The sequence below is a fragment of the Streptomyces sp. NPDC042102 genome (assembly GCF_055582305.1).
This window is the reverse complement of sequence record NZ_JBVJDL010000006.1, coordinates 205420-228818: the sequence shown is the minus strand read 5'-3', so window position 1 is coordinate 228818 and position 23399 is coordinate 205420. Positions and strand designations below refer to the sequence as shown.

The following is a 23399-nucleotide window of genomic DNA, read 5'->3' as shown; positions in this document are numbered from 1 at the left end:
ATGGACGCACGCGGCCGGTCAGGGGATGCACCCAACCGTCATTGCGGTGTGACCGTGCCGTCCGACAGGCCGTCGTAGAGGCCCTGCACGAGCTGTTCGCCGAGCCGGCCGGCCAGCCGCAGCACGTCCTCGAACTCGGCGAGCGCGCGGAAGCGTGTCCCGTAGTGCCGCTGGTCGGCGAGCGGCAGCCGCGGCAGCTGGAGCCGGCGGACGTCGAGGCGGGTGGCGGTGGAGGCGTAGCTGCTGGCCTGGCGGGTGTTGGCGGTGCCGCGCAGGAAGCCGGCCAGGAACCAGGGGTCGAGGGCCTCGGGGTCGGGGCGCAGCAGCTGGAGGTTGCGGCCGAGGGCCGCGCCGGCGGTGTCCCCGGTGACGACCCGGGCCACCGCGCCGCCGCCGACGACCGGGACGACGACGTCGCCGGCCTCGGTGCGCACCGGCTCGTCGGCGCCGGCGGCGAGGGTGCCGGAGGGGGCGGTGCCCGCGTACACGTCGTGCTCGGTCAGCACGGCCGGGCCGTCCCCGCCACCGTCGGCCCCGTTCCCGGTGCCGGTCCCGGTGTGCAGGGACAGGGCCCCGGCCCGGGCGAGTTCGCCGATGGTGGTCAGCGGCGGCCGGTCGGCGCCGCCGGCCTCGGCGGGCGCCGGGGTGAGCCGGGCGGCCCGGTGCAGGGTGTCGTCGAGGCGTTCGCGTACGGCGGCCAGCTCGGCCAGGCCGCCGGCGGCGGGCGCGGGGGGCAGGTGGCGGCCGGGGGTGAGGTCCACGTCGTCGTCGAGGAGTTCGAGGACGGGCACGCAGCGGCTGACGCCGGGCACCTCCTCGGCGGTGCCGGTGCGGTCGTACGCGGTCCAGGCGTCCATGACGGCACGGTGCACGGCGGGCCAGGCGGCCCTGCCCTCGCCGGCCAGGGCGGCGGTGTCGACCAGCAGCAGCCCGGCCGGCGGCGGCGTCCGTTCGGGGCCGCGGCCGGCGGGCCGGCGCAGCACCCAGAGGTGGAGCGGGATGCCGTACGGGGGCGCCGCCCCGGCGGGCAGGGCGATCACCGCGCGCAGCGCGCCGCGGCGCAGCAGGTCGGCGCGGATGCGGCGGCCGGAGCGGCGGGCGGCGACGGCCGGGGGCATGAGGAGCACGGCGGTGCCGCCCTCGCGCAGGTGGGCCAGGGCGTGCTGGACCCAGGCGAGTTCGGATTCGGTGCGGGCGGGGAAGCCGTACTCCCAGCGCGGGTCGTAGGCGAGTTCACCGTGGCCCCAGTTGCGCTCGTTGAAGGGCGGGTGGCAGAGCACGACGTCGGCGGCGAGCTGCCCGAAGCCGTCGGCGCGCAGGCTGTCCGCGGCGGCGGCGCGGACCTCGGCGGCGCCGTGCAGGGCCAGCCGCAGGGCGGTGAGCGCGGCGAGTTCGGGGGCGGCGTCCTGGGCGTACAGGGCGAAGGGCGTGGCGGCCTCGCGTCCGGCCGCCTCGCGCCCGGCCCGCCCGGCCGGTTCGCGCACCGCGCGCAGCAGGGTGCCCGTGCCGCAGGCCGGGTCGAGGACGCTGCGGGCCGGGCCGGCGAGGTCGGCCATCAGGGCGGCCGGGCCTTCGGGGGTGAGCGTGTACTGGCGGGGGTTGGCGTCGAGATGACGGCCGAGCAGGAACTCGAAGGCGCCGCGCGCGCCGAGTTCGGCGGCCAGTTCGGCCGCGCCGCGCAGCAGCTGCATGTGCGCGGGCGGGGCGGAGCGGTGCAGCGGGTGGCCGGGGCCCAGCCGCGCGGTGAGCACCTGGTCGAGGACGGGCCGCAGGACGGTGGCCATGCGGTCGTCCGAAACGGCGGTCAGCTCCAGCCAGTCGGTGGGCCGGTCGCGTACGACGAGCAGCGCGCAGCCGGCTTCGACGAGCGCGGCCACGGCTCCGCCGGGGTGGCCGCAGACCTGCTGCCAGACGCGTTCGCGCAAGGGGACCTCGGCGAGCTTGCCCTGGGCGCGCAGCCACGTCTCGACCTCGGCCAGGGCGAACGAGGGACTGGTCTCGGTGCCGCCGACCGGCCGGGGGAAGTCGGCATGGCGGCGGCGCCAGTTGCTGACGGCGGCGCGGCCGACCCCGGCCAGGCGGGCGATCTCGGCCGCGGTGACTTCGGCGGCGGATTCGGTGGCTTCGGCGGCGGTGTGCTCCGGCATACGCCGAGCATACCGAGCCGTGGACACGTGGGAATCGGCGTCTCCCCGTGAACCGGATCAAATACTGGATTCGCGTTGACTCGGTTCACAGAGATCTGCTGTGATGACTCCCGTCCCACCGATCGGCCCTTCATCAGGCGAGAGAGAGGCACTTCCATGTCCCGCACCGCGAAGCAGCGCACCGCACTCACGGCTTTCGGCGTCGTCCTGACGCTGTCCCTCGTCGGCGCCTGCTCGGCAGCCGACGACGGCGGCAACGGCGGAAACAGCGGGACCTCGAAGTCCGCAGCCCCGGCACCGGCTCAGAGCGGCGGGACCGGCGGTACGGCCGGGCAGTCCAAGCCGGCGCAGGACACCGCGCAGGGCAAGGCCGCCGCCAAGGGCGACGGCACCTACCAGGTCGGCACGGACATCAAGCCCGGCACCTACCGGACCACCGGGAACACCTCGCTGGGCTGCTACTGGGAGACCGCCAAGGACTCCACGGGCGAGGTGGAATCCATCAACGCCAACGACAACGTCACCGGCGCGAGCTACGTGACCCTCACGGACGCCGACAAGGTGTTCAAGTCCACCGGCTGCAAGGACTGGTCCGCCGTCGACGACAAGGCCGCCGGCGCCGCGCCGAAGACCGAGTTCGCCGGCAACGGCGGCATGTTCAAGGTCGGCGCCGACATCGCCCCCGGCACCTACAAGTCCGCCGGCATCGCCGAGGGGTCCGTGGGCTGCTACTGGGAGCGCGCCAAGGACGCCCGGCACGGCCTGGAGTCCATCGCCGCCAACGACAACCCCACCGGCCCGGCCGTCGTGACCATCACGGCGCAGGACGGCTACTTCAAGACCACGGGCTGCTCCGACTGGAAGAAGTCGGGCTGACTGCCCACCCCACCCCCGCACAGAGAGTCCCCGCATGCGTCCCCTCCCCCGCACCGTCCGCCTCACCCTCGTCACCGTGGCCGCCCTGACCGGCCTGAGCGGCCTGACCGCCTGCCTTCCCGGCACCACTGACGCGGGGCCCTTCGCCGGGCAGTCCGGATCCGAGATCGCCGACCGGTCGACGGCGGCCCTCAAGAGCGCCACGTCGCTGACCATCTCCGGCACGGTCCGCGACGAGGGCAAGCCGATCCAGATGGACATGGCGGTCAGCAAGGGCGGGGACTGCCGGGGCACCATGACGCTGCCCGGCGAGGGCGGCTTCGAGCTGATCCGCACCGGCGAGTTCGTGTTCATCAAGGGCGACGAGACCTTCTACCGCACCCAGGTGAAGGACCTGCCCAAGGACCAGGCGGACGAGGTGCTCCGCCAGCTCGCCGGCAAGTGGGTCAAGTCCCGTGCGACGGCGCAGGACTCCAAGGACCTGTCCGAACTGTGCGACCTCGACCAGCTGCTGACCATGTTCGAGAAGAGCAAGGGCACCGTGAAGGGCGGCACGGCCGACGTCGGCGGCAAGGAGGCCGTGAAGCTGACCACGATGACGCAGGACGGGATCGAGACCCTCTACGTCGCCACGCAGGGCGAGCCGTACCTGCTCAAGGCCGTCCTCACGGGCAAGGACCCGGCGGACGTCACCTTCTCGAAGTTCAACGAGCCGGTCCAGGCCCAGCCGCCCGCCGGCGAGGTCGTCGACAGCGACCAGTGACCGGCCGGCGCCGTCCGCCCGCCGCCGCGCGTCAGCGCGCGAGCCGGGCGGGCGGCGCCGTCGGCGTCCCCCCGGTGGGGAGCCGTTCGCCGGGGCACCCGTCCAGTACCCGCCGCATGGCCTCCCGCTCGGCCCCGGTCACCCACAGCCCGTACTTCTGCTTCACGGAGACCTGCGCGGCGACGTACCGGCAGCGGTAGGACCGGTCCGGCGGCAGCCAGGTCGCGGCGTCGCCGTCGCCCTTCTCGCGGTTGGCGGCCGCTTCCACGGCCAGCAGGTTCAGCGGGTCGTTGGCGAACGCGACCCGCTTGCCGCGGTCCCAGCCGCCCGCGCCCTTCTGCCAGGCGTCGGAGAGCGCCACGACGTGGTCGATGTCGATGCCGCCACCGCCGGCGCCGCGCCGGTAGCGGATCCGGCCGCCGGTGTACGGGTCCTTCTCCAGCACCCCGGAGACCACCGTGCACGCGCGGCCGTCCTTGAACGCGGCGCCCGCCAGGTCCCGTTTCAGTATGTCGTCGCGGGTGCCGCAGCCGTTGGAGTCGGTGTCCAGCCAGGCCTTGCCGAACTGCTCGCGCGCGTATCCGGTCCGGGGGGCCCGGCCCTTGACGGCCAGGGTGTCCACGGCGGCCCGGGCGGGGGCGCCGTCCGCACGGACCGGCCCGGGGGCGGGCGCGCCGCCCGGCGCCGGGGAGTCCTGGGTGCAGCCCGCGAGGGCGGTGGCGCAGAGCAGCAACAGGACCGGGGTCACCAGGCGGGAGCGCATGGGGCCAGATCCTAGACGGGCCCTCGCCGAGCGAATGGGTGAAAAGCGGCGTAACGTCACAAACGGAACACGAAGGGAGCCCTCGCATGGGGATTTTCGACAGGTTCAAGGGCCACAAGGACAAGGCCAAGGAGATGTCCGACCGTCTCGAGCAAGAGGCCAACACCCGGACCGGCAACAAGTACGAGAAGCAGGTCGACCAGGCCCAGCAGGAGGCGGAGAAGCGCCTGGGAATCGACGACGACCCCAACCGGTAGCCCCGCCCCTGCCCGGGAACCGCCCGCGTACACGCACGCGCGGGCGGTTCCGGTACGTCGTAGCGCTACGAGCCGAGGATGGTGGCGAGGAACTCGCCCGTCCAGGCCAGCAGTTCCCGCCCGACCAGCGGCTTGCCGCCGATCTTGCCGGTCTTCGGCCGCGGCACCAGCACCTGCGAGGTCGCCGGCTTGATGACCGACCCCGGGTACAGGCGCTTCAGGCGCAGCTCCTGCGACTCGCGCAACTCCACCGGCCCGAACCGGATGTTGGTGCCCGCCAGCGTGATGTCACCGACCCCGCAGGCCCGCGCCAGCATCCGCAGCCCCGCCACCAGGAGCAGGTTCTCCACCGGCTCCGGCAGCTTGCCGTAGCGGTCGGTGAGCTCCTCGCGCACCGCCGCGATGTCGGCCTCCGAGGCCGCGGCCGCGATCGCCCGGTACGCCTGCAGCCGCAGCCGCTCGCCGGGCGCGTAGTCGTGCGGGACGTGCGCGTCGACCGGCAGCTCGACCTTGACCTCCAGCGGCGGCTCCTCCTCCGCGCCGCCCTCCAGCTGCGCCCGGTAGTCCGCGACCGCCTCGCCGACCATCCGCACGTACAGGTCGAAGCCGACCCCGGCGATGTGCCCGGACTGCTCGCCGCCCAGCAGGTTGCCCGCGCCGCGGATCTCCAGGTCCTTCATCGCCACGTACATGCCCGCGCCCATCTCGGTGTGCTGGGCGATGGTGGCCAGCCGCTCGTGCGCGGTCTCGGTCAGCGGCTTCTCCGGCGGGTAGAGGAAGTACGCGTACCCGCGCTCGCGCCCGCGGCCCACGCGCCCGCGCAGCTGGTGCAGCTGGGAGAGGCCGAAGTTGTCACCGCGCTCGACGATGAGGGTGTTGGCGTTGGAGATGTCGATGCCGGACTCCACGATCGTCGTGGACACCAGCACGTCGAACTTCTTCTCCCAGAAGTCGACGACGACCTGCTCCAGGGCCTGCTCCGACATCTGGCCGTGGGCGGTGGCGATCCGCGCCTCGGGCACGATCTCGCGCAGCTTGGCGGCCGCCCGGTCGATGGACTCCACCCGGTTGTGGATGTAGAAGCACTGGCCCTCGCGCAGCAGTTCGCGGCGGATGGCCGCTCCGATCTGCTTCTCCTCGTACGGGCCGACGAAGGTCAGCACCGGGTGGCGCTCCTCCGGCGGGGTGGTGATCGTCGACATCTCGCGGATGCCGGTGACGGCCATCTCCAGGGTGCGCGGGATCGGGGTCGCCGACATGGTGAGCACGTCGACGTTGGCGCGCAGCTTCTTCAGCTGCTCCTTGTGCTCGACGCCGAAGCGCTGCTCCTCGTCGACGATGACCAGGCCGAGGTCCTTGAACTTCGTCTCGGAGGAGAACAGCCGGTGCGTGCCGATGACCACGTCCACCGAGCCCTCCTTCAGGCCCTCCAGGGTGGCCTTGGCCTCGGTGTCGGTCTGGAACCGCGACAGCGCCCTCGTCACCACCGGGAACTGGCTGTAGCGCTCGGAGAAGGTCCCGTAGTGCTGCTGCACCAGCAGCGTGGTCGGCACCAGCACCGCGACCTGCTTGCCGTCCTGGACGGCCTTGAAGGCGGCGCGCACGGCGATCTCGGTCTTGCCGTAGCCGACGTCGCCGCAGATCAGCCGGTCCATGGGGACGGACTTCTCCATGTCCTCCTTGACCTCGGCGATGGTGGTGAGCTGGTCGGGCGTCTCCGCGTACGGGAAGGCGTCCTCCAGCTCGCGCTGCCAGGGGGTGTCGGGGCCGAAGATGTGGCCGGGGGCCGCCATCCGCGCGCTGTAGAGCTTGATGAGGTCGGCCGCGATCTCCTTGACGGCCTTCTTCGCCCGCGCCTTGGTCTTGGTCCAGTCGGCGCCGCCGAGCCGGTGCAGGGTCGGGGCCTCGCCGCCGACGTACTTGGTGACCTGCTCCAGCTGGTCGGTGGGGATGTACAGGCGGTCGCCGGGCTGGCCGCGCTTGGCGGGGGCGTACTCCACGAGCAGGTACTCGCGGGTGGCGCCCTGGACGGTGCGCTGCACCATCTCGATGTAGCGGCCGACACCGTGCTGTTCGTGCACGATGTAGTCGCCGACCTCCAGGGTGAGGGGGTCGATGGTCTTGCGGCGCCTGGTCGGCATCCGCCCCAGGTCCTTGGTGGCGGTGCGCTGCCCGGTCAGGTCGGTCTCGGTGAGGACGGCGATCTTCAGGGCGGGGTCGACGAAGCCGGTGTCGAGGGAGCCGCAGGCCACCTGGACCAGGGACGGCTCGACCCGGCCGAGGTCGGCCTCCAGGCGGGCCGCGATGCCCTCGCCGCCGAGGACCTCGACAGTACGGCTGGCCGGGCCGTGGCCCTCGGTGACGTAGACGGTCCGCCAGCCGTCGGCGATCCAGCCCTTGGTGTCGGCCAGCGCGCGGGCGGTGTCGCCGCGGTAGGCCTCGGGGGCCTGCATGCCGAGCTTGAGGGTGTCGTCGGACAGTTCGTCGTCCGCGGCGAACGGCGAGACCGACCACCACATCATGCCGAGCTCACGGGCCCGGTCGCGGACGTCGGCGATGCCCCACAGGGAGGCCGCGCCGACGTCGATGGGCGCCTCTCCCCCGCCGGCCGTGGCCGCCCAGGACGCCTGCAGGAACTCCTGGCTGGTCGCCACCAGGTCCGCGGCCCGGGTCCGGACCCGCTCGGGGTCGCAGACGACGGTCATCGCGCCCGCGGGCAGCACGTCGAGGAGCAGCTCCATGTCGTCGACGAGCACCGGTGCGAGGGATTCCATGCCCTCGACCGCGATCCCCTCGGCGATCTTGTTCAGGAGCTCGCCCAGCTCGGGGTGCGCCTCGGCGAGGGCGGCGGCCCGCTCCCGTACGTCGTCGGTCAGCAGCAGCTCGCGGCAGGGCGGGGCCCACAGGCCGTGCTCGGCGACCTCCAGGGACCGCTGGTCGGCGACCTTGAAGTAGCGGATCTCCTCGACGTCGTCGCCCCAGAACTCGATGCGCAGGGGGTGTTCCTCGGTGGGCGGGAACACGTCGAGGATCCCGCCGCGTACGGCGAACTCCCCGCGCTTCTCGACGAGCTCGACGCGGGAGTAGGCGGCCGCGGCCAGCGCGGCGGTGATCTGGCCGAGGTCGGCGCTCCCGCCCTGGCGCAAGCTGACCGGCACCAGGTCCCCCAGGCCCTTGACCTGCGGCTGGAGCACGGAGCGGATCGGGGCGACGACGATGGAGACGGGGCCGGCGGCCGGGTCGTCCTTGCTGGGGTGCGCCAGCCGGCGCAGCACCGCCAGGCGGCGGCCGACGGTGTCGCTGCGGGGGCTGAGCCGCTCGTGGGGCAGGGTCTCCCAGGACGGGTAGTCCACCACCGAGCTCTCCAGCTCGGGCGGCATCAGCGAACGCAGCGCCGCGGCCAGGTCCTCGGCCTCGCGGCCGGTCGCGGTGACCGCGAGCACGGTCCGCTCGGTCCTGCGGGCCAGCGCGGCGACGGCGAGCGGCCGGGCGGCAGCCGGCCCGACCAGGTCGACGTGCATCCGGTGCCCGTCAGCGGCGGCCTGGACCGCCTCCCCGAGGGCGGGGTCCGCGATGACGGCGTCGAGCAGTCCGTGCAGGCTCATGAAGGCTTTCCATCCGCAGGTCTCGGGGGCAACGCGAAGGGCCCGACACGAGAACGGGCCGGGGGTACCCACCCTACGACGCCCCCGCGCCCGCCGCGCGAGGGATGGTCACTCCCCGCGCATGCGCGGCGCCCGCGCGGAGCGGGAGGGGCCGGGCACGCCGGTGGCCCCCGCCCGCGCCGGGGTTCCGGCGGGGCGGGGGCCACCGGACCCCCGTGCGACCTGGACGCGGAGCTACTCGCTCGCGATCGCGTTCAGGACGTTCATCCGGCCCGCCCGGAACGCCGGGACCAGGGCCGCGAACAGACCCACGAAGGCCGACCCGGCGAACACCGTCAGGATCGTCGCCCACGGGATCTCCAGGACCTTCATGCCCTCCAGGGCCAGCAGCTGCTGCGCCGTCGCGCCCCAGCCCATGCCCAGCCCCAGGCCCAGCAGCGCACCGAAGAGGGCGATGACCACCGACTCCAGGCGGATCATCCGGCGCAGCTGGCGCCGCGAGAGACCGATCGCCCGCATCAGCCCGATCTCACGGGTCCGCTCGACCACCGACAGGGCCAGCGTGTTCACCACACCCAGCACCGCCACGATGATCGCCAGGCCCAGCAGCCCGTACACCAGGTTCAGCAGCTGCCCCACCTGGTCCTTCAGGGCCTGCTTGTAGTCGGTCTGGTCCCGCACCACGTACTGCGGGTACGCCGTCAGCGCGTCCTTCAGCCCGGCGTACGCGGCGTCCGTCTGCCCGCCCTGCGCCTTGGCCAGCATCATGAACGGGCGCGGCATCCGGTCGGCCGGCAGGTTCGCCTCGGCGGTCGCCGTGCTGATGTACTTCACGCCCTTGTCCAGGCTGCCGTCGTCGTGCGTGATCGCCGCGACCTTCAGCTTCGCCGTCTTCCCGCCCGTGAAGGCGACCGTCAGCTCGTCGCCCACCTTGACGCCGTGCTCCGTGGCGTACAGCGAGCCGACCGACATGGCACCAGCGCCGTACGCGTCCTTGTGCTCCCCCGCGATCATCTTGCGGCGCACGTCGTCGGCGTACGTCGGATCGGTGACGCTCAGCTCCGTCGCTGCGCTCGACCCGTCCGGGGCGGTGACCTCGGCCTCCACCTCGCGGTACGCGGTCACGTGCGCCAGACCCTTGGAGCCGCGCACCGCCTGCTCGGCCTGCGGCATCAGCGGCTGGCCGTTCTGCGCGCTGACGATGTAGTCCGCGCCGACCGTCTTGTCGAGCTCCTCCGTCGCCGAGGCGACCATCGAGGAGCCGACCACCGACAGGCAGGCCACCAGCGCCAGCCCGATCATCAGCGCGGCGGCCGTGGCCCCCGTACGGCGCGGGTTGCGCAGCGCGTTGCGCTCGGCGAGCCGGCCCACCGGACCGAAGGGCCGCAGCACGACGCCCGAGAGGACCCGCACCACCACGCCGGCCAGCACCGGGCCGATCACGATGAAGCCGACCAGCGTCAGCACCACGCCCAGGCTCAGCCACATCGAACCGGGCCCCGCCTTCTCGGCGGCCGAGGTCGCGTACAGCGCAGCCCCGCCCGCACCGGTCAGGACCAGGCCCAAGGCCGCGCGGACCACGCCGGCCTTGCGGTCGCCGGGCGTGCCGGCGTCGCGCAGGGCGGCCATCGGGGACACCTTGCCCGCCCGGCGGGCCGGGACGAGCGCCGCGACGACGGTGACGACCACGCCGAGGACCAGGCCGATGACCGGCGTCGGCCACAGGACGGTCAGGTCCGAGGTGGACAGCTTCATCCCCATCCCGCCCATCAGCTTCATCAGGCCGACGGCCAGGCCGATGCCCGAGGCGATGCCCAGGACCGAGCCGACGATGCCCAGCAGCAGCGCCTCGACCAGGATGGAGCGGTTGATCTGGCCGCGGTCGGAGCCGATGGCCCGCATCAGGCCGATCTCGCGGGTGCGCTGGGCCACCAGCATCGAGAAGGTGTTGAAGATCAGGAAGATGCCGACGAGGAAGGCGATCCCGGCGAAGCCGAGCATCACGTACTTCATGATGTCGAGGAAGGAACCGACGTCCTTGCGGCCCGCGTCCGCCGACTCCTTGGCGGTCTGCAGCTTGTAGGTGTCCGCGCCCACCGCGGCGGCGATGTTCCGCTTGAGCGCCTCGTCGCTGACGCCGTCCTTGGCGGTGACGCCGATGTTGGTGAACTGGCCGGGCCCGCCGAGCAGTTCCTTCTGAGCGGTCGCGGTGTCGAAGTAGACGACGGTCGCGCCGGGGTTGGTCACCTTGTACCGGGCGAGCCCGGAGATCCTGGCGGTGAAGTCGCCGGTGACGGCGATCGTACGGAGCTGGTCGCCGAGCTTCAGCTTGTGCTTGGCGGCGGTGTCGGTGTCGACCATCACCTCGGTGGGGCCGCGCGGCGGGTGGCCGGCGGTGACCTCCATCGACTTCAGCTCGTTCTCGCTCCAGCTGGCCGCGATCGTCGGCGCGCCCGAGGTGGGACCGACGTTCTTGTTCCGGTCGTTGACGACGGTCACGGACATCGAGACGACGAAGCCCTCGGCGGAGCCGACGCCCTGCACGGCGGCGACCTTGGCGACGGCCTCGGCCGGCAGCGTCTCCGGCCGCCCGCGCTGCGGGTTCTCGTCGCCCGACTCCGGGGCCTTGGCGGAGACGGTGACATCGGCGGCCGTCGTCGCGAACAGCTTGTCGAACGTGGTGTTCATGGTGTCGGTGAACACCAGGGTGCCGCAGACGAAGGCGACGGAGAGCAGCACCGCGACGGCCGACAGCGCCATCCGCCCCTTGTGCGCGACGACGTTGCGCATCGAGGTCTTCAGCACGCTCATGACGTCCGCCCGCGCGCGTCGAAGTCCTTCATGCGGTCGAGCACCTGGTCGGCGGTCGGGGCGTACATCTCGTCGACGATCCGGCCGTCGGCTAGGTAGAGGACGCGGTCGGCGTACGAGGCGGCGACCGGGTCGTGGGTGACCATCACGATGGTCTGGCCGAGCTCGTCGACCGAGCGGCGCAGGAAGCCCAGCACCTCGGCGCCGGCCCGCGAGTCCAGGTTTCCGGTCGGCTCGTCGCCGAAGATGATCGCGGGGCGGGCGGCCAGGGCGCGGGCCACCGCCACGCGCTGCTGCTGGCCGCCGGAGAGCTGGGTGGGACGGTGCTTCAGGCGCCCGGCCAGACCCACGGTCTCCACCACCCGCTCCAGCCACTGGGCATCGGGCTTGCGGCCGGCGATGTCCATGGGCAGCGTGATGTTCTCCAGCGCGTTCAGCGTCGGCAGCAGGTTGAACGCCTGGAAGATGAAGCCGATCTTGTCCCGGCGCAGCTGCGTGAGCTTCTTGTCCTTCAGCCCGGTGATCTCCACGTCGTCCAGGTGGATCTGCCCGCCCGTCACCGTGTCCAGACCGGCCAGGCAGTGCATGAGCGTGGACTTGCCCGAGCCCGACGGACCCATGATCGCGGTGAACTGCCCCCGGTGGATGTCCACGTCCACATGGTCGAGCGCCACCACCCGGGTCTCACCGGTCCCGTAGGCCTTGACGACCTGCCGCGCCCGTGCCGCGACGGCCACCCCTCCAGTACCCCCGTGCCTGGTTTCGGTCACTGCCGTTGTCACGGTCTTCTCCTCATGTGGTCGCGCACGCGTCGTCGCGTCGTCAGGTCGAAGTCTGCGGCTCGGGGATGACCTGGCGCGCTGGTGCCCGGCGCCGTATTCAGTGGGGGGTTAACCCCACCCCGTGCTCGTAGGAACCAGTTAAGAACCGGCCAGGCACGCTGTCCTCCTCCACCGGGACGAGAAGCCCCTGGACCGTAATGAGGAGCAACCCCTAGGGGCTCTCCGCCCCCCGGGGGAGCGGGCCTGGGGGATACCGCCGCGACGGGGGCCGGTGAGATGGTGTTCCCCGAAACTGCGTGCACAGTGAAAGGATCTTCGTGGGTACAGGGGAGAGCCACGACGCGGCCGCCCGCGCGGACCACGGCGCCGGCCACGGCACGGGCCCGGACACCGGACCGCGGCCACCGCACGCACCCGGGCGGCCCGGCCGGCCCGGCCGCCCCGTCGTCGCAGCCCTCATGCTCGCCATGGCACTGGCCGCCCTCGAAGGCACCATCGTCGCCACCGCCGTCCCCCAGATCGTCGGCGACCTCGGCGGCTTCTCCGTCTTCTCCTGGCTCTTCTCCGGCTACCTCCTCGCCGTCACCGTCACCCTCCCCGTGTACGGCAAGCTCTCCGACACCTTCGGCCGCAAACCCGTCCTCCTCTTCGGCATCGGCCTCTTCCTCACCGGCTCCCTGCTCTGCTCCCTCGCCTGGAACATGGCCGCGCTCATCGCGTTCCGCATCGTCCAGGGCCTGGGCGGCGGCGCCCTCCAGGGCACCGTGCAGACCCTGGCCGCCGACCTCTACCCCCTCAAGGAACGGCCCCGGATCCAGGCCCGGATGTCCACCGTCTGGGCCACCTCCGCCATCGCCGGCCCGGCCCTGGGCGGCCTCCTCGCCGCGTACGCCCACTGGCGCTGGATCTTCCTGATCAACCTGCCCCTCGGCGCCCTGGCCCTCTGGCTCGTCGCCCGCCACCTGCGAGAACCCCACCGCCGGACGGCCGCACACGGCCCCGTCGACTGGGCCGGCGCCCTCACCGTCTTCGCCTGCGGCGCGACCCTGCTCCTCGCCCTGGTCCAGGGCGGCGTCGCCTGGCCCTGGACCTCCGCGCCCTCCCTGGCCCTGTTCGCCGCGAGCGCCGCCCTCGCCGGGGCGGTCGTCCTCGTCGAACGCCGCGCCGCCGAACCCATCCTGCCCGGCTGGGTCTGGCGCCGGCGCACCATCGCCGCCGTCAACCTCGCCATGGCCGCCCTCGGCCTGCTGATGGTCGCCCCCATGGTCTTCCTGCCGACGTACGCCCAGTCCGTCCTCGGCCTCGACCCCATCGGCGCCGGCTTCGTCATGTCCGTCATGACCCTCAGCTGGCCCCTGTCCGCCGCCCTCAGCCAGCACGTCTACCGGCGCATCGGCTTCCGCGACACCGCCGCCCTCGGCATCGCCCTCGCCGCCGTCATCCTCTTCTCCTTCACCCTCCTGCCCCACCCCGCCCGGCCCTGGCAGCCCGCCCTGATCATGCTGCTGCTCGGCGGCGCCCTCGGCCTCTTCCAACTGCCGCTGATCGTCGGCGTGCAGTCCACCGTCGGCTGGTCCGAACGCGGCACCACCACCGCCTCCGTCCTGTTCACCCGCCAGGTCGGCCAGAGCGTCGGCGCCGCCCTGCTGGGCGCCGTCGCCAACGCCACCATCTCCGCCCGCCTGGCCGGCTCACCCCTGCCCGGCCTGCCCACCCACCTCGACGACGTCTCCCGCGCCCTGGACCAGCCCGGCCTGCTGCCCGAGGCCGCCGCCGGCCACCTGCGCGCCGCCGTCGCGGCCGCCGTGGACCACATCTACCTCGGCGCCGCCTGCGCCGCCCTGGCCGCCCTGCTGGTCCTGCTCCTGCTCGCCCCGCGCCGCTTCCCGGTCCTGCCCGAACAGGACGCGGACTGAACCCGCCCGCGGGTCGACTTGTCATGACCCCTTCCCGGGGGTAGACCACTGCGGGGACCGCACCCCCATCCGGGTGACGCACCCGGCCGACCACAGGGGGACACACATGCTTCCGGCACTCTGGGCACTCTTCACCCTCACCGCCCTGACCGCGCCGCTCGCCCTGCGCCTGCGCACCTCCCCCGCCTTCCTCACCGGCCGCGACGGCCGCCTCTCCACCTCCACCACCCTCGCCTTCGCCTGGACCGTGATCCTGGTCTGGCTCCTGATCACCATCCTGGGATACGGCCTCGCCGCCGGCGGCGGCATCGACTACTTCACCGCCCCGGGCGGCCCCCTGTCCTCCCTCACCACCGTCTACCTCCCCCTCCTCGGCGGCCCCTACGTCGCCCTCGTCGCCGCCAAGACGGTCGTCGGCGTCCGCATCCAGAACGGCACCCTCAACAAACCCGCCGCCACCGGCGACCACACCCCCAAGGCCCGCGACCTCATCGCCAACGACAGCGGCCGCACCGACCTCCTCGACCTCCAGTACGTCGCCCTGAGCCTGGTCACCATGGCCTACGTCGCCGCCTTCTTCCTCACCGACGTCGGCGCGGGCCTGCCCCGGCTCCCCGACGAGATCTGGGCCCTCACCGGCGCCCCCGCCGGCGCCTACCTCGTCAACAAGATCGCCGCCCGCCCCGCCCCCGTCATCACCCACGTCACCCGCACCGAGGACAACATCACCATCCAGGGCGGCGGCTTCGACCCCGCCGGCAACCCCACCGTCACCATCGACGGCACACCCCAGCCGGCCACCCCGGCCCCCGACGGCTCCCTCGTCATCCCCGCCCAGGCCCGCAAGGAAGGCCCCTTCACCGTCCACGTCACCACCCACGGACTGCGCAGCTACCCCTACCGCTACGACGGGTGAACCCGCCCGGCACAGCCCGCGCCCACGCCCGCGCCCGCGGCCCCGGCCCCCCGCCCCGGCCTCAGCCCTCCGCCGGCGCCCGCCCCGTCAACGCCGCCAGCGACGCCCGCACATGATCCATGTGCGCCCGCATCTCCTCCTGCGCCGCCTCGTGCTCCCGCAGCACCCGCTCCGTCTCCCGCCCCACCCGCTCCTCCAGCACCCGCGCCTGCGCCACCAGCTCCGCACCCCGCGCCAGCGCGTCCTCCTGCCCGTGCCGCGCCCCCTCCTCCGCCTCCGCGTACGCCCGCCGCGCCTCCGACAACCGGCTCTGCGCGTACCGCTCCAGCTCCACCTGCCGCGCCTGGAACACCGCCTCCCGCTCCGCCAGCTCCCGCTCCCCCGCCTCCCACCGCTCCACCCGCTCGGCCTCCGCCTCCGCGAGCACCGCGTCCGACCGCCGCCGCGCCTCCTCCAGCACCGCCTGCGCCTCCCCCCGCCGGCCCGCCGCCTCCTCGCGCGCCTCACCCCGCGCCAGATCCGCCTCCCGCTCCGCCCGCACCAGCAACTGCCGCGCCCGCACCTCCGTCTGCTCCCGCACCGCCTCCGCGTCGTGGCGCGCCAGCTCCGCCACCCGCTCCGCATGCGCCTCCGCGGCCCCCAGCGCCGCCGCGGCATCGGCGCGCGCGTCCACCCGTACGCAGTCGGCCTCCTCCTCCACCAGCCCCAGGATCCGCCGCGCCCGCTCCCCCAGATCGTCGTACCGCTGCGGCGCCAACTGCGCGACCTGCTCCCGCAGCCGCTCCGCCTCGGCCGCCATCCGCCGCGCCAGCACCGTCAGCCGCGCCACCCGCTCCCACGCCTCGTCCCGGCCGGCCGACAACCGCGCCAGATACCGGTCGACCTCCTCCGCCCGGTAACCGCGCCCGCGCGCGGTCGAGAAGCCCTCGGGGGACATCGGTACAGCACCCATCGTGGAAGCGCCTCTCTCTCGCGGGGCCCGGATCGCGGGGGTTCGCGGTTTCCCTGCCGGTTCACGGTCTCCCTGCCAAGGATGCGCCATTTGCCCCCGGAAGCGGCAATGGCCGGGCCGGAACCTCCGTCACGAGGTCCCCGCCCGGCCATTGCCCGCCGTCACATCAGCTCAGAGCAGCCCGTCCCACATCTGCTCCAGCAGCACCGACCACCAGCTCTCCGGCGACGCCAGCGCCTGCGCGTCCAGCCCCGCCAGATTCGCCTGGAAATCGACGGTCCAGCGGCCCGCCTGCTCCGGCGTCAAATGCTGACGCAACCGCCACATATGACCCAGCATCCCCAGCGACCGCACGAACTGCGGCAGGCTGGAGTTGACGAACTGCGGCGGCACCGGAGCACCCCCCGGACCACCCTCCACCGGCACGGCCACGATGTGCGCCGTCCCGTACTGCACACACAGCGCCTTGCCGAAGTCACTGCCCACGACCAGGTACGAACCCGCGTCCGACGCCGGCTGCACACCCCGCTGCGCCGCCAGCTCCGCCAGCGTCGGCACCGGCTGACCCGGCACCGCCTGCGCCCAGAAGAACGGGCCCACGTCCAGCGGCAGACCCGCCCACACCAGCGTCTGCGCCACGATCTCCGGCACACCCTGGCGGGACACCGCCCGCTGCTCGAACCGGAACACACCCTGCGGACCGAACGCCCCCAGCAGCTCCTGCGCGATCGCCTCCATCGGAATCGCCGGCTGCACCGGCACCTGCGGCAACGGCGCACGCACCGGCGCCGGACGCGCCGGACCGTCCGCCACCTGGTGCAGCTCACCCTGATGGGTCAGCAGATGCCGCATACCCGCCTGCCGGCCCGCGTGGTCCTTGCCGTACGGCGCCACACTCGTGATCCGCACCTGCGGCCACGTCTCCCGGATCATCCGGGCGCAGTAACCACCGGGCAGCTCGCACGACTCCAGCTCCGTGTGCAGCTCCAGCACCTGCTGCGGAGGCACGTTCATCGCACGCAGCTCATGCAGGATCTGCCACTCCGGATGCGGAGTACCCGGCGCCGAACGACGGATGATCTGCTGCTCGGAACCATCGGGCGCGCGGTAGCGCAGCACCGCCTGGTAGCCGGGACCGACCGTGGGCACACCGGAGGACGCCGGAACCGGCCCCGGCCCCGGACCCGCAACCGGACCCGGCGCCTGGACCTGCGCACCGGGCGGACCGGGCGGACCGGGCGGTACGGGCCCACCCGGGCCCGCCAGCATGGTCGCGGCATGGTGCGCCCCGCCACCGGGCGCACCCGGAGCCCCGGGAGCCCCAGGAGCCCCGGGCGGACCGGGAGGCGCCGGCGGCTGACCCACGACGGCCGGACCGGCCAGCATCGTCGCCGCATGATCCAGCCCACCACCGAGCGAACCCGGAGCCCCCGGCGGACCGGGAGGCGCCGGCGGCTGCCCGCCCCGCGCACCGGGCGCACCGGGCGGACCGGGAGGACCGGGCGGACCGGGAGGCTGCGGCACACCTGGGTTCGCCAGCATGGTGGCGGCGTGCTGCGCCCCACCACCGGGCGCGCCCGGAGCCCCCGGAGCCCCGGGCGGACCGGGAGGCGCCGGCGGCTGACCCGCACCGGGCGCACCAGGCGGACCCGGAGGCGCCGGCGGCCCGCCCACCACGGCGGGACCGGCCAGCATCGTCGCGGCATGATCCAGGCCACCACCGAGCGAACCCGGAGCCCCCGGCGGACCGGGAGGCGCCGGCGGACCACCGTGCGCCGCACCCGGCGCACCGGGCGGACCCGGAGGCACCGGCGGACCACCCACGGCGCCGGGACCGGCCAGCATCGTCGGCGCGTAGTCGAGCCCGCCACCCGCGGCGGGCGCCTGCCCCTGAGCCGGCGACGGCGGACCGGGCGGTACGGGCGGCTGACCCGGAGGCACCGGCGCCTGCGGCCGCGACACCTCGGCCCGGCTCGTCGGCGCATCGGCGATCTCCGCCGCGAGCACCGGCGCCACCGTGGTCCGCGGCAGCTGGCTGCCCCCCGGCATCAGCGTCGTCTTCGCCTCCGACGACGCCCCCGACGTCGGCGCGTCCTCGAAGTCCGACCCCGACAGCGGCGGCGCGAACACCGTCGCCGGCAGCGGCACGGACGCGTCGTCCGCACCGGAATTCACATCCGTCCCGGCCCACGGCGTCGCCCCGGCCGGCACCCCGTCCGAAGCGGTCGGCTCGTACGCCGGATCCACAGCGCCCGCAGCGGGAGCGGGCACGGGCGGCGGCAGGGGCGTACCCGCACCCGGCGTACCGGACGACAACGGCACCGGCTCACCCGGCACCACCGCCGGCGCCACGGGCGTACCCGCACCCGGAGTCCCCGAAGCCGACGCAGCGGACGCAGCGGACGCAGCGGACGCAGCGGACGCAGCCAACGGCACGCCGGCACCCGACGACCCCCCGGCCCCGGCAGCCGCCACCGCAGCACCGGCACCGGCACCGGCACCAGACCCGGACCCGGAACCTGCCCCGGACCCGCCCCCGGCACCACCACCCGTGGCCGTCAGCCACTCCGGCGGACTCAGCATGAACGACGTCTGCTCCGAGTCGATCCGCGCCGCCGGCACCGACGGCTCCGGCGCACCCGACGCCGCCACCCCGTACTCCTCCTCGTACCGGCGGATCACCTCACCCACCGGCAACCCCGGCCACAACGTCACCTCACCACTGTCCCGAGCGATCACCAGCCGCTGCCGGCCACCACCCGACACCGGGCCCGCCGCCCGGTCCTCGGCCCACACCACGAACCCCAGACCGAACTCCCGCACCCGCACCTCCCGGTGCTGGTACGCCGGCACATCACCGTTGATCCATTCCTCGGCGCGCTCCTGCGCCTGCGCGAACGTCACCACGACGCGCTCACCCCTCACCCGAACCGGCGCGCGCCACCGGAACCGAACGCGCGAATCCGCCGTCCACCATCAGACCGGCCACCGTCTCCAGCTCCGGCGGATTACCCGCCAACCGCTCAAGAAAGGCGTCGAAATCGGTACCGCACGGCAACAGCAGCCGCTCCACCCGCTCCTGCACCGACCAGCCGTCCCGGTCCCGTGCGTCGTCGAACGGCGAGAACCACACCGAACCGATCGCCTCGCCCCTCACCTTCACCGCCAGCAGACCCCCCTGCACGAAACCCACGCACAGGTAGTCCTTCGTCAGGTGATCACGCAAGCACTTGTTGGCGTACACCAGGTCATTGACCGCCGCCTCCTCACGCACCGTGAAGAACGGCTGGTCCACCAGCAGACCCAGCTCCACATCCAGCCCCGCACCCACCGGCGCACAGCCACCCGCCGCCTTCAGGAACGAGCGGTACGCCTCCGGCAGCCGGTACCCGAGGTCCTCCTCGACCCCCTGCACCTGCTCCTCCGACACCGACACCACCGACTTCGGCAGCCCCAGGTGCACCGGACGCACCTCCTGCAACGGCCGCGTCCCCCGCTTCCCGTGATCCACCGGCGCCGACGCCAGCCCCGCGTGATGCCGCAGCAGCGCCTTCACCTCCACCGGGACCAGCTCCAGCCGCCGCGAACCCGCCACGTGGTGCCACGTCCAGCCGTGCGGCGTCGCCACCGGCCCCACCGTGTCCCACAACTCATGACCCGCCGCACGCATCACCGCGTTCGCGGACACGTAGTCCGTCAACCGCAGCTCATCCACACCGAAGCCCTGCGGCGGCTCGGCGATCTCCACCGCCGCCCGCGCGTACGCGGAGAAGTCGGGATGACCCTCCCCGTCCATACGCACTCCCTGGGGATGCCGCGCAGCCCGGACCGGGTCCGGAAAATGCACGACCTGCCCCGCATACGCGGCATTGGGTGGCGCGGCCTGCTGCCCGAGCCGACCTGTCGTCATGGCGGTAGCCCCCTGCTGGATCTGGCTGATTCACCACAGCCTATGCGCTCGGGCAAGAGGCACCGCCGCCCGCGCGCCACACACGTTCCCCACCCCCACACCCCGGCCGGGAACATCCGAATTGATACGAATATTCGACCCCGCTTCCGCACCACAGGGGACGTTTGGCAGGCTGTCCCCTCAGCACGGGGGCGTGCGCACAGCGGCAACCACCGCAGCCACGGGAGGGAAAGCACCACCATGCACCACACCGCCACCAGAACAGACCCCGCCGGCACCACCGAACCCGGCGACCCGGACCACGCCGGCCACCCGGACCACGCCACCGGCGACCCCCGGCTGCACTGGAGCACCACCGACGGCCCCGCCGCGCCCGTCCTCCGCTTCCGCCGCGACGGCATCCTCCCCACCATCGCCGCCGCCCTCTCCGTCCGCGGCGAAACCCTCACCAGCACCGCCGGCAAAGGCGACCAGCCCCCCGCCCTCCACCCCCTCGTCCAGGACTTCCTCGACACCCTCACCAGCGGCCAACGCGAACGCTTCACCGGCCGCTGCCCCGAAGCCATCCTCCTCACCCGCCACCTCACCACCGTCGAGAACGCCCGCAGCAAACGCGCCTCCCGCAAACCCCTCACCCACGGCGAAGCCCGACGCGCCCTCAAACACGCCAAAATCACCGCCCGCCGCATCCGCGAGGACGGCGACCCCCTCCACGGCAGCTACGCACCCCCCTGCCGCTCCTGCGACGCCCTCCTCGCCCACTTCGGCGTACGCCCCGTCGACCTCACCCACCCCGAGTAGCCACCATGACCGCCGCATCCGCCTCCTACGACCGCGCCTCGGCCACCCGCTTCCCCGTCGCCGTCGACAGCGCCCTGCGCACCGCCGGCTGGCAACCCGGCCGCTGGGACATCAAACAAGCCGAATACTGGGCCGACGCCCTCCGCGACCACACCACCCCCGCCGGCCACCGCCACACCGTCTTCCCCGCCGCCGTCGAAGCCTGGGCGGAATTCGGCGGCCTCCACATCACCCCCACCGGCCCCGGCCGCCAGACAGCACCCACCCCCCTCCGGCTCGACCCCCTCACCGGACTCCACCTCGCCCGCACCTTCGCCGACCTCGGCCGCGCCCTCTCCACCCAGCTCTGCCCCCTCGGCATCGAAGCCGACGGCACCAGCCACCTCGCCCTCGACGCCACCGGCCGCGTCTACGCCATCGACCACACCGGCGACTGGTACCTCGGCGCCACCCTCGACGACGCCTTCACCACCCTCCTCACCGGCCTCCAGCCCACCCGCCTCACCACCGGCTGACCCCGCCGACGGCCGCACACGGCCCTACCGCGCGTGCGGCAACACCGCCGACACCCGGAAACCCCCCGCCTCCGTCGGCCCCGACACGAACACCCCACCCAGACCCAGCACCCGCTCCCGCATCCCCACCAGACCATTCCCCCCACTCGGCAACCCCGGCCGCACCGCCGAACCGTCCGCCACCCCGTTCTCCACCTGCATCGCCACCTCCCCCTCCCGATGCGCCAACCGCACCACCACCGCCGCACCCGGCGCATGCTTGTGGCAATTCGTCAACGCCTCCTGCACCACCCGGTACGCCGTCTGCTCCACCACCGCCGGATACGCCACCACCTCCCCACGCACCTCCAGCTCCACCACCAGCCCCGCCGCCCGCGACTGCCCCACCAGCACCTCCAGCCGCCCCAACGACGGCCCGTCCTCCTCCACCGCCACAGGAACAGACACCGCCGCCACAGCCGCCACCTCGGCCGCCACCACCACCGGGGGCACCGCCCGCAACACCCCCAACATCTCCCGCAACTCCGTCAGCGCCTGCCGCCCCATATCCCCCACCAGAGCCGCATTCCGCTGCGCCTTCACCGGATCCTTCAGCGCCACCGCATGCAACGCCGCCGCATGCACCACCATCAACGACACCCGGTGCGCCACCACGTCGTGCATCTCCCGCGCGATCCGCGTCCGCTCCTCCTGACGCGCCCACTCCGCCCGCTCCTCGGCCCGGTCCGCCAGCAGCGACAACTCCCGCTCCAGCGAATCCGCCCGCTCCCGCAGGCTCTCCATCAACCGCCGCCGCGCCCCCATGTACAGCCCCAGCAGCACCGGCGGCACATTGACCGCCACCGCGATGAACACCGCCAGCGACACCACGAACCCCGGCCCGATGTCACCGTCCACATCGGCCCGCGTCCGCACGTACATCACGACGAACGTCGCCACGAACGACATCGACGCCAACGTCACCGTGATCCGCCGCGGCACCTCCGACGCCGCCAGCGTGTACAGCCCCACCACCGCCAGCAGGAACCCGATCGCCGCCGGCGACACCGCCACGCCGATCAGCACCACCGCGATCGGCCACCGCCGCCGGAACACCAGCGTGGCCCCCACCACCGCCGCCAGCCCCACCGCGACCCACGTCGGCAGCCCGGCCTCCCGGGCGACCTCGACCCCCTCGAACCCGCACTCGACGGCCGACACGACCGCCAGCCCCACGTCCAGCGCCGCCGCCCGCGGCCGCCCCCACCACAACGGCCCGGCGCGACCCGTCCCGCCCTGCTCTTCCCCCGTACTGGTCATACCGCCCAGCGTACGGGCGGGCCCCAGCACACCGACGGCGGAAAATCCGGCGAACACGCGGTAATCGCACGTACGACTGAATCACCCGGAGAACGGACCCCCGACCCCGAATTCCGGACGAATCCTGCCGCCATGAACAAATACGCCGACTTCGAGGCACTCCGCACCCAGGCCGTCGCCCTCCGCCGCGAAGGCCTCAGCCGCCGCCAGATCCGCGACCGCCTGCACGTGGACAACAACGACATCCTCAACCGCCTCCTGGAGGGCGAACCCGCCCCCGAGTGGACCAAACGCCCCAACGCCAAGGACGACCTCCGCGACCGCGCCCGCGAGCTACGCCTCCAGGGCCTGACCTACGACCAGATCCAGGTCGAACTGGGCTGCTCGAAGAGCTCGATCTCACTGTGGGTCAGGGACCTGCCGAAGGTGGACCGGCGCACGCCGCAGGAACAGGGCAGGGACGCGGCCAGGAAGCGCTGGGAACACGAGGGACCGCTCCGCGAGGCGGCGCGAGAGGCAGCCCTGGGCGCCGCGAAAGAAGCAGTCGGCGCACTCTCCGACCGCGAGCTGTTCCTCGCCGGAGTGGCCCTGTACTGGGCCGAGGGCTCCAAGAGCAAGACGTACCGACGCCGCGAGAGCGTCATCTTCATCAACAGCGACCCGGGGGTCATTCACGTCTACCTGGCGTGGCTCCACCTGCTGGAGATCCCCAGCGAGCGCCTCCGCTTCCGCGTGATGATCCACGAGTCCGCCGACGTCGCCGGGGCGGAGCAGTACTGGGCGGACTTCGTCGGCGTGGATCGAGCCCAGCTGCAGAAGACCACCCTGAAGAAGCACAACCCGAAGACCGTCCGGAAGAACACGGGAGCGGACTACCGCGGCTGCCTGGTCGTCTACGTATCGGCCAGCTGCGACCTCTACCGTCGCATCGAAGGCGCATGGTGCGGCATAGTAGGAGCCGTCGGCCGGATCACCGAGACGTAGTGTCCGATTTGGCCGGTAATGGTCCCCCGTAGTGTAATTGGCAGCACAGTGGCTTTTGGTGCCATTAGGTTCGGGTTCGAGTCCTGACGGGGGAGCTCTGCA

The 23399-nt window shown here is 73.2% G+C and carries 17 protein-coding genes and 1 tRNA gene; 9 read left to right on the top strand and 9 right to left on the bottom strand.

Features of this window, described 5'->3' with window-relative positions; genetic code table 11:
• Positions 1–38: 38 nt before the first annotated feature.
• The gene (locus ACZ6KO_RS25255) at positions 39–2147 is read right to left on the bottom strand and encodes an N-6 DNA methylase (RefSeq protein ID WP_469306265.1); all 2109 of its coding nucleotides are present in this window, start codon (positions 2145–2147) and stop codon (positions 39–41) included.
• A 156-nt stretch (positions 2148–2303) separates the two neighbouring features.
• Here ACZ6KO_RS25255 and ACZ6KO_RS25250 point away from each other — a divergent pair, with 156 nt between their 5' ends.
• Complete coding sequence (locus tag ACZ6KO_RS25250) at positions 2304–3023, top strand: hypothetical protein (protein WP_469306264.1); 720 nt, start codon at positions 2304–2306, stop codon at positions 3021–3023.
• A gap of 34 nt (positions 3024–3057) precedes the next feature.
• Entirely contained in the window at positions 3058–3786 is a 729-nt protein-coding gene (locus tag ACZ6KO_RS25245) for a hypothetical protein (protein WP_469306263.1), read from the top strand.
• 31 nt (positions 3787–3817) lie between these two features.
• Here ACZ6KO_RS25245 and ACZ6KO_RS25240 read toward each other — a convergent pair whose 3' ends face one another.
• Positions 3818–4549: an HNH endonuclease family protein gene (locus tag ACZ6KO_RS25240; protein WP_469306262.1), complete on the bottom strand. Its 732-nt coding sequence runs from the start codon at positions 4547–4549 to the stop codon at positions 3818–3820.
• Between the two features lie 86 nt (positions 4550–4635).
• Between ACZ6KO_RS25240 and ACZ6KO_RS25235 the strand changes: the two genes are divergently transcribed.
• Positions 4636–4806: an antitoxin gene (locus tag ACZ6KO_RS25235; RefSeq protein WP_401452004.1), complete on the top strand. Its 171-nt coding sequence runs from the start codon at positions 4636–4638 to the stop codon at positions 4804–4806.
• Positions 4807–4871: 65 nt separating this feature from the next.
• On the opposite strand, the gene mfd is transcribed toward ACZ6KO_RS25235, so the two are convergent.
• From mfd to ACZ6KO_RS25220, 3 genes are all read right to left on the bottom strand, one after another.
• Positions 4872–8411, bottom strand: coding sequence for a transcription-repair coupling factor (gene mfd, locus ACZ6KO_RS25230; protein ID WP_469306261.1), 3540 nt, complete (start codon positions 8409–8411; stop codon positions 4872–4874).
• A gap of 234 nt (positions 8412–8645) precedes the next feature.
• Positions 8646–11222, bottom strand: coding sequence for an ABC transporter permease (locus ACZ6KO_RS25225; RefSeq protein WP_469306260.1), 2577 nt, complete (start codon positions 11220–11222; stop codon positions 8646–8648).
• A complete protein-coding gene (locus tag ACZ6KO_RS25220) occupies positions 11219–12004 on the bottom strand; it encodes an ABC transporter ATP-binding protein (protein ID WP_469306259.1) in 786 nt (261 codons plus the stop codon). The genes ACZ6KO_RS25225 and ACZ6KO_RS25220 overlap by 4 nt, the downstream gene beginning before the upstream one ends.
• A gap of 317 nt (positions 12005–12321) precedes the next feature.
• Here ACZ6KO_RS25220 and ACZ6KO_RS25215 point away from each other — a divergent pair, with 317 nt between their 5' ends.
• Positions 12322–13920, top strand: a complete 1599-nt coding sequence (locus ACZ6KO_RS25215; RefSeq protein ID WP_469306258.1) for an MFS transporter — start codon at positions 12322–12324, stop codon at positions 13918–13920.
• 106 nt (positions 13921–14026) lie between these two features.
• Positions 14027–14836 (top strand): hypothetical protein, encoded by an 810-nt coding sequence (locus ACZ6KO_RS25210; RefSeq protein ID WP_469306257.1) that lies wholly within the window; start codon positions 14027–14029, stop codon positions 14834–14836.
• A 61-nt stretch (positions 14837–14897) separates the two neighbouring features.
• Here the strand turns inward: ACZ6KO_RS25210 and ACZ6KO_RS25205 are convergent, their stop codons facing one another.
• From ACZ6KO_RS25205 to ACZ6KO_RS25195, 3 genes are all read right to left on the bottom strand, one after another.
• The gene (locus tag ACZ6KO_RS25205; protein WP_469306256.1) at positions 14898–15788 is read right to left on the bottom strand and encodes a DivIVA domain-containing protein; all 891 of its coding nucleotides are present in this window, start codon (positions 15786–15788) and stop codon (positions 14898–14900) included.
• Between the two features lie 171 nt (positions 15789–15959).
• On the bottom strand, positions 15960–18695 hold the full coding sequence (locus ACZ6KO_RS25200) for an SUKH-4 family immunity protein (protein WP_469306255.1): 2736 nt from the start codon (positions 18693–18695) through the stop codon (positions 15960–15962).
• A 7-nt stretch (positions 18696–18702) separates the two neighbouring features.
• The gene (locus ACZ6KO_RS25195) at positions 18703–19698 is read right to left on the bottom strand and encodes an SMI1/KNR4 family protein (protein WP_469306254.1); all 996 of its coding nucleotides are present in this window, start codon (positions 19696–19698) and stop codon (positions 18703–18705) included.
• Between the two features lie 240 nt (positions 19699–19938).
• Here ACZ6KO_RS25195 and ACZ6KO_RS25190 point away from each other — a divergent pair, with 240 nt between their 5' ends.
• Together ACZ6KO_RS25190 and ACZ6KO_RS25185 are read left to right on the top strand one after the other, a co-directional pair.
• Entirely contained in the window at positions 19939–20499 is a 561-nt protein-coding gene (locus tag ACZ6KO_RS25190) for a YwqJ-related putative deaminase (protein ID WP_469306253.1), read from the top strand.
• Positions 20500–20504: 5 nt separating this feature from the next.
• A complete protein-coding gene (locus ACZ6KO_RS25185) occupies positions 20505–21014 on the top strand; it encodes an SUKH-3 domain-containing protein (protein ID WP_469306252.1) in 510 nt (169 codons plus the stop codon).
• Between the two features lie 24 nt (positions 21015–21038).
• Here ACZ6KO_RS25185 and ACZ6KO_RS25180 read toward each other — a convergent pair whose 3' ends face one another.
• Positions 21039–22313, bottom strand: coding sequence for a sensor histidine kinase (locus ACZ6KO_RS25180; RefSeq protein ID WP_469306251.1), 1275 nt, complete (start codon positions 22311–22313; stop codon positions 21039–21041).
• Positions 22314–22445: 132 nt separating this feature from the next.
• On the opposite strand from ACZ6KO_RS25180, the gene ACZ6KO_RS25175 reads away from it, so the two are divergent.
• Both ACZ6KO_RS25175 and ACZ6KO_RS25170 read left to right on the top strand, forming a co-directional pair.
• Positions 22446–23297 (top strand): hypothetical protein, encoded by an 852-nt coding sequence (locus ACZ6KO_RS25175; protein WP_469306250.1) that lies wholly within the window; start codon positions 22446–22448, stop codon positions 23295–23297.
• 22 nt (positions 23298–23319) lie between these two features.
• Positions 23320–23392, top strand: a tRNA-Gln gene (locus tag ACZ6KO_RS25170).
• Positions 23393–23399 lie beyond the last annotated feature (7 nt).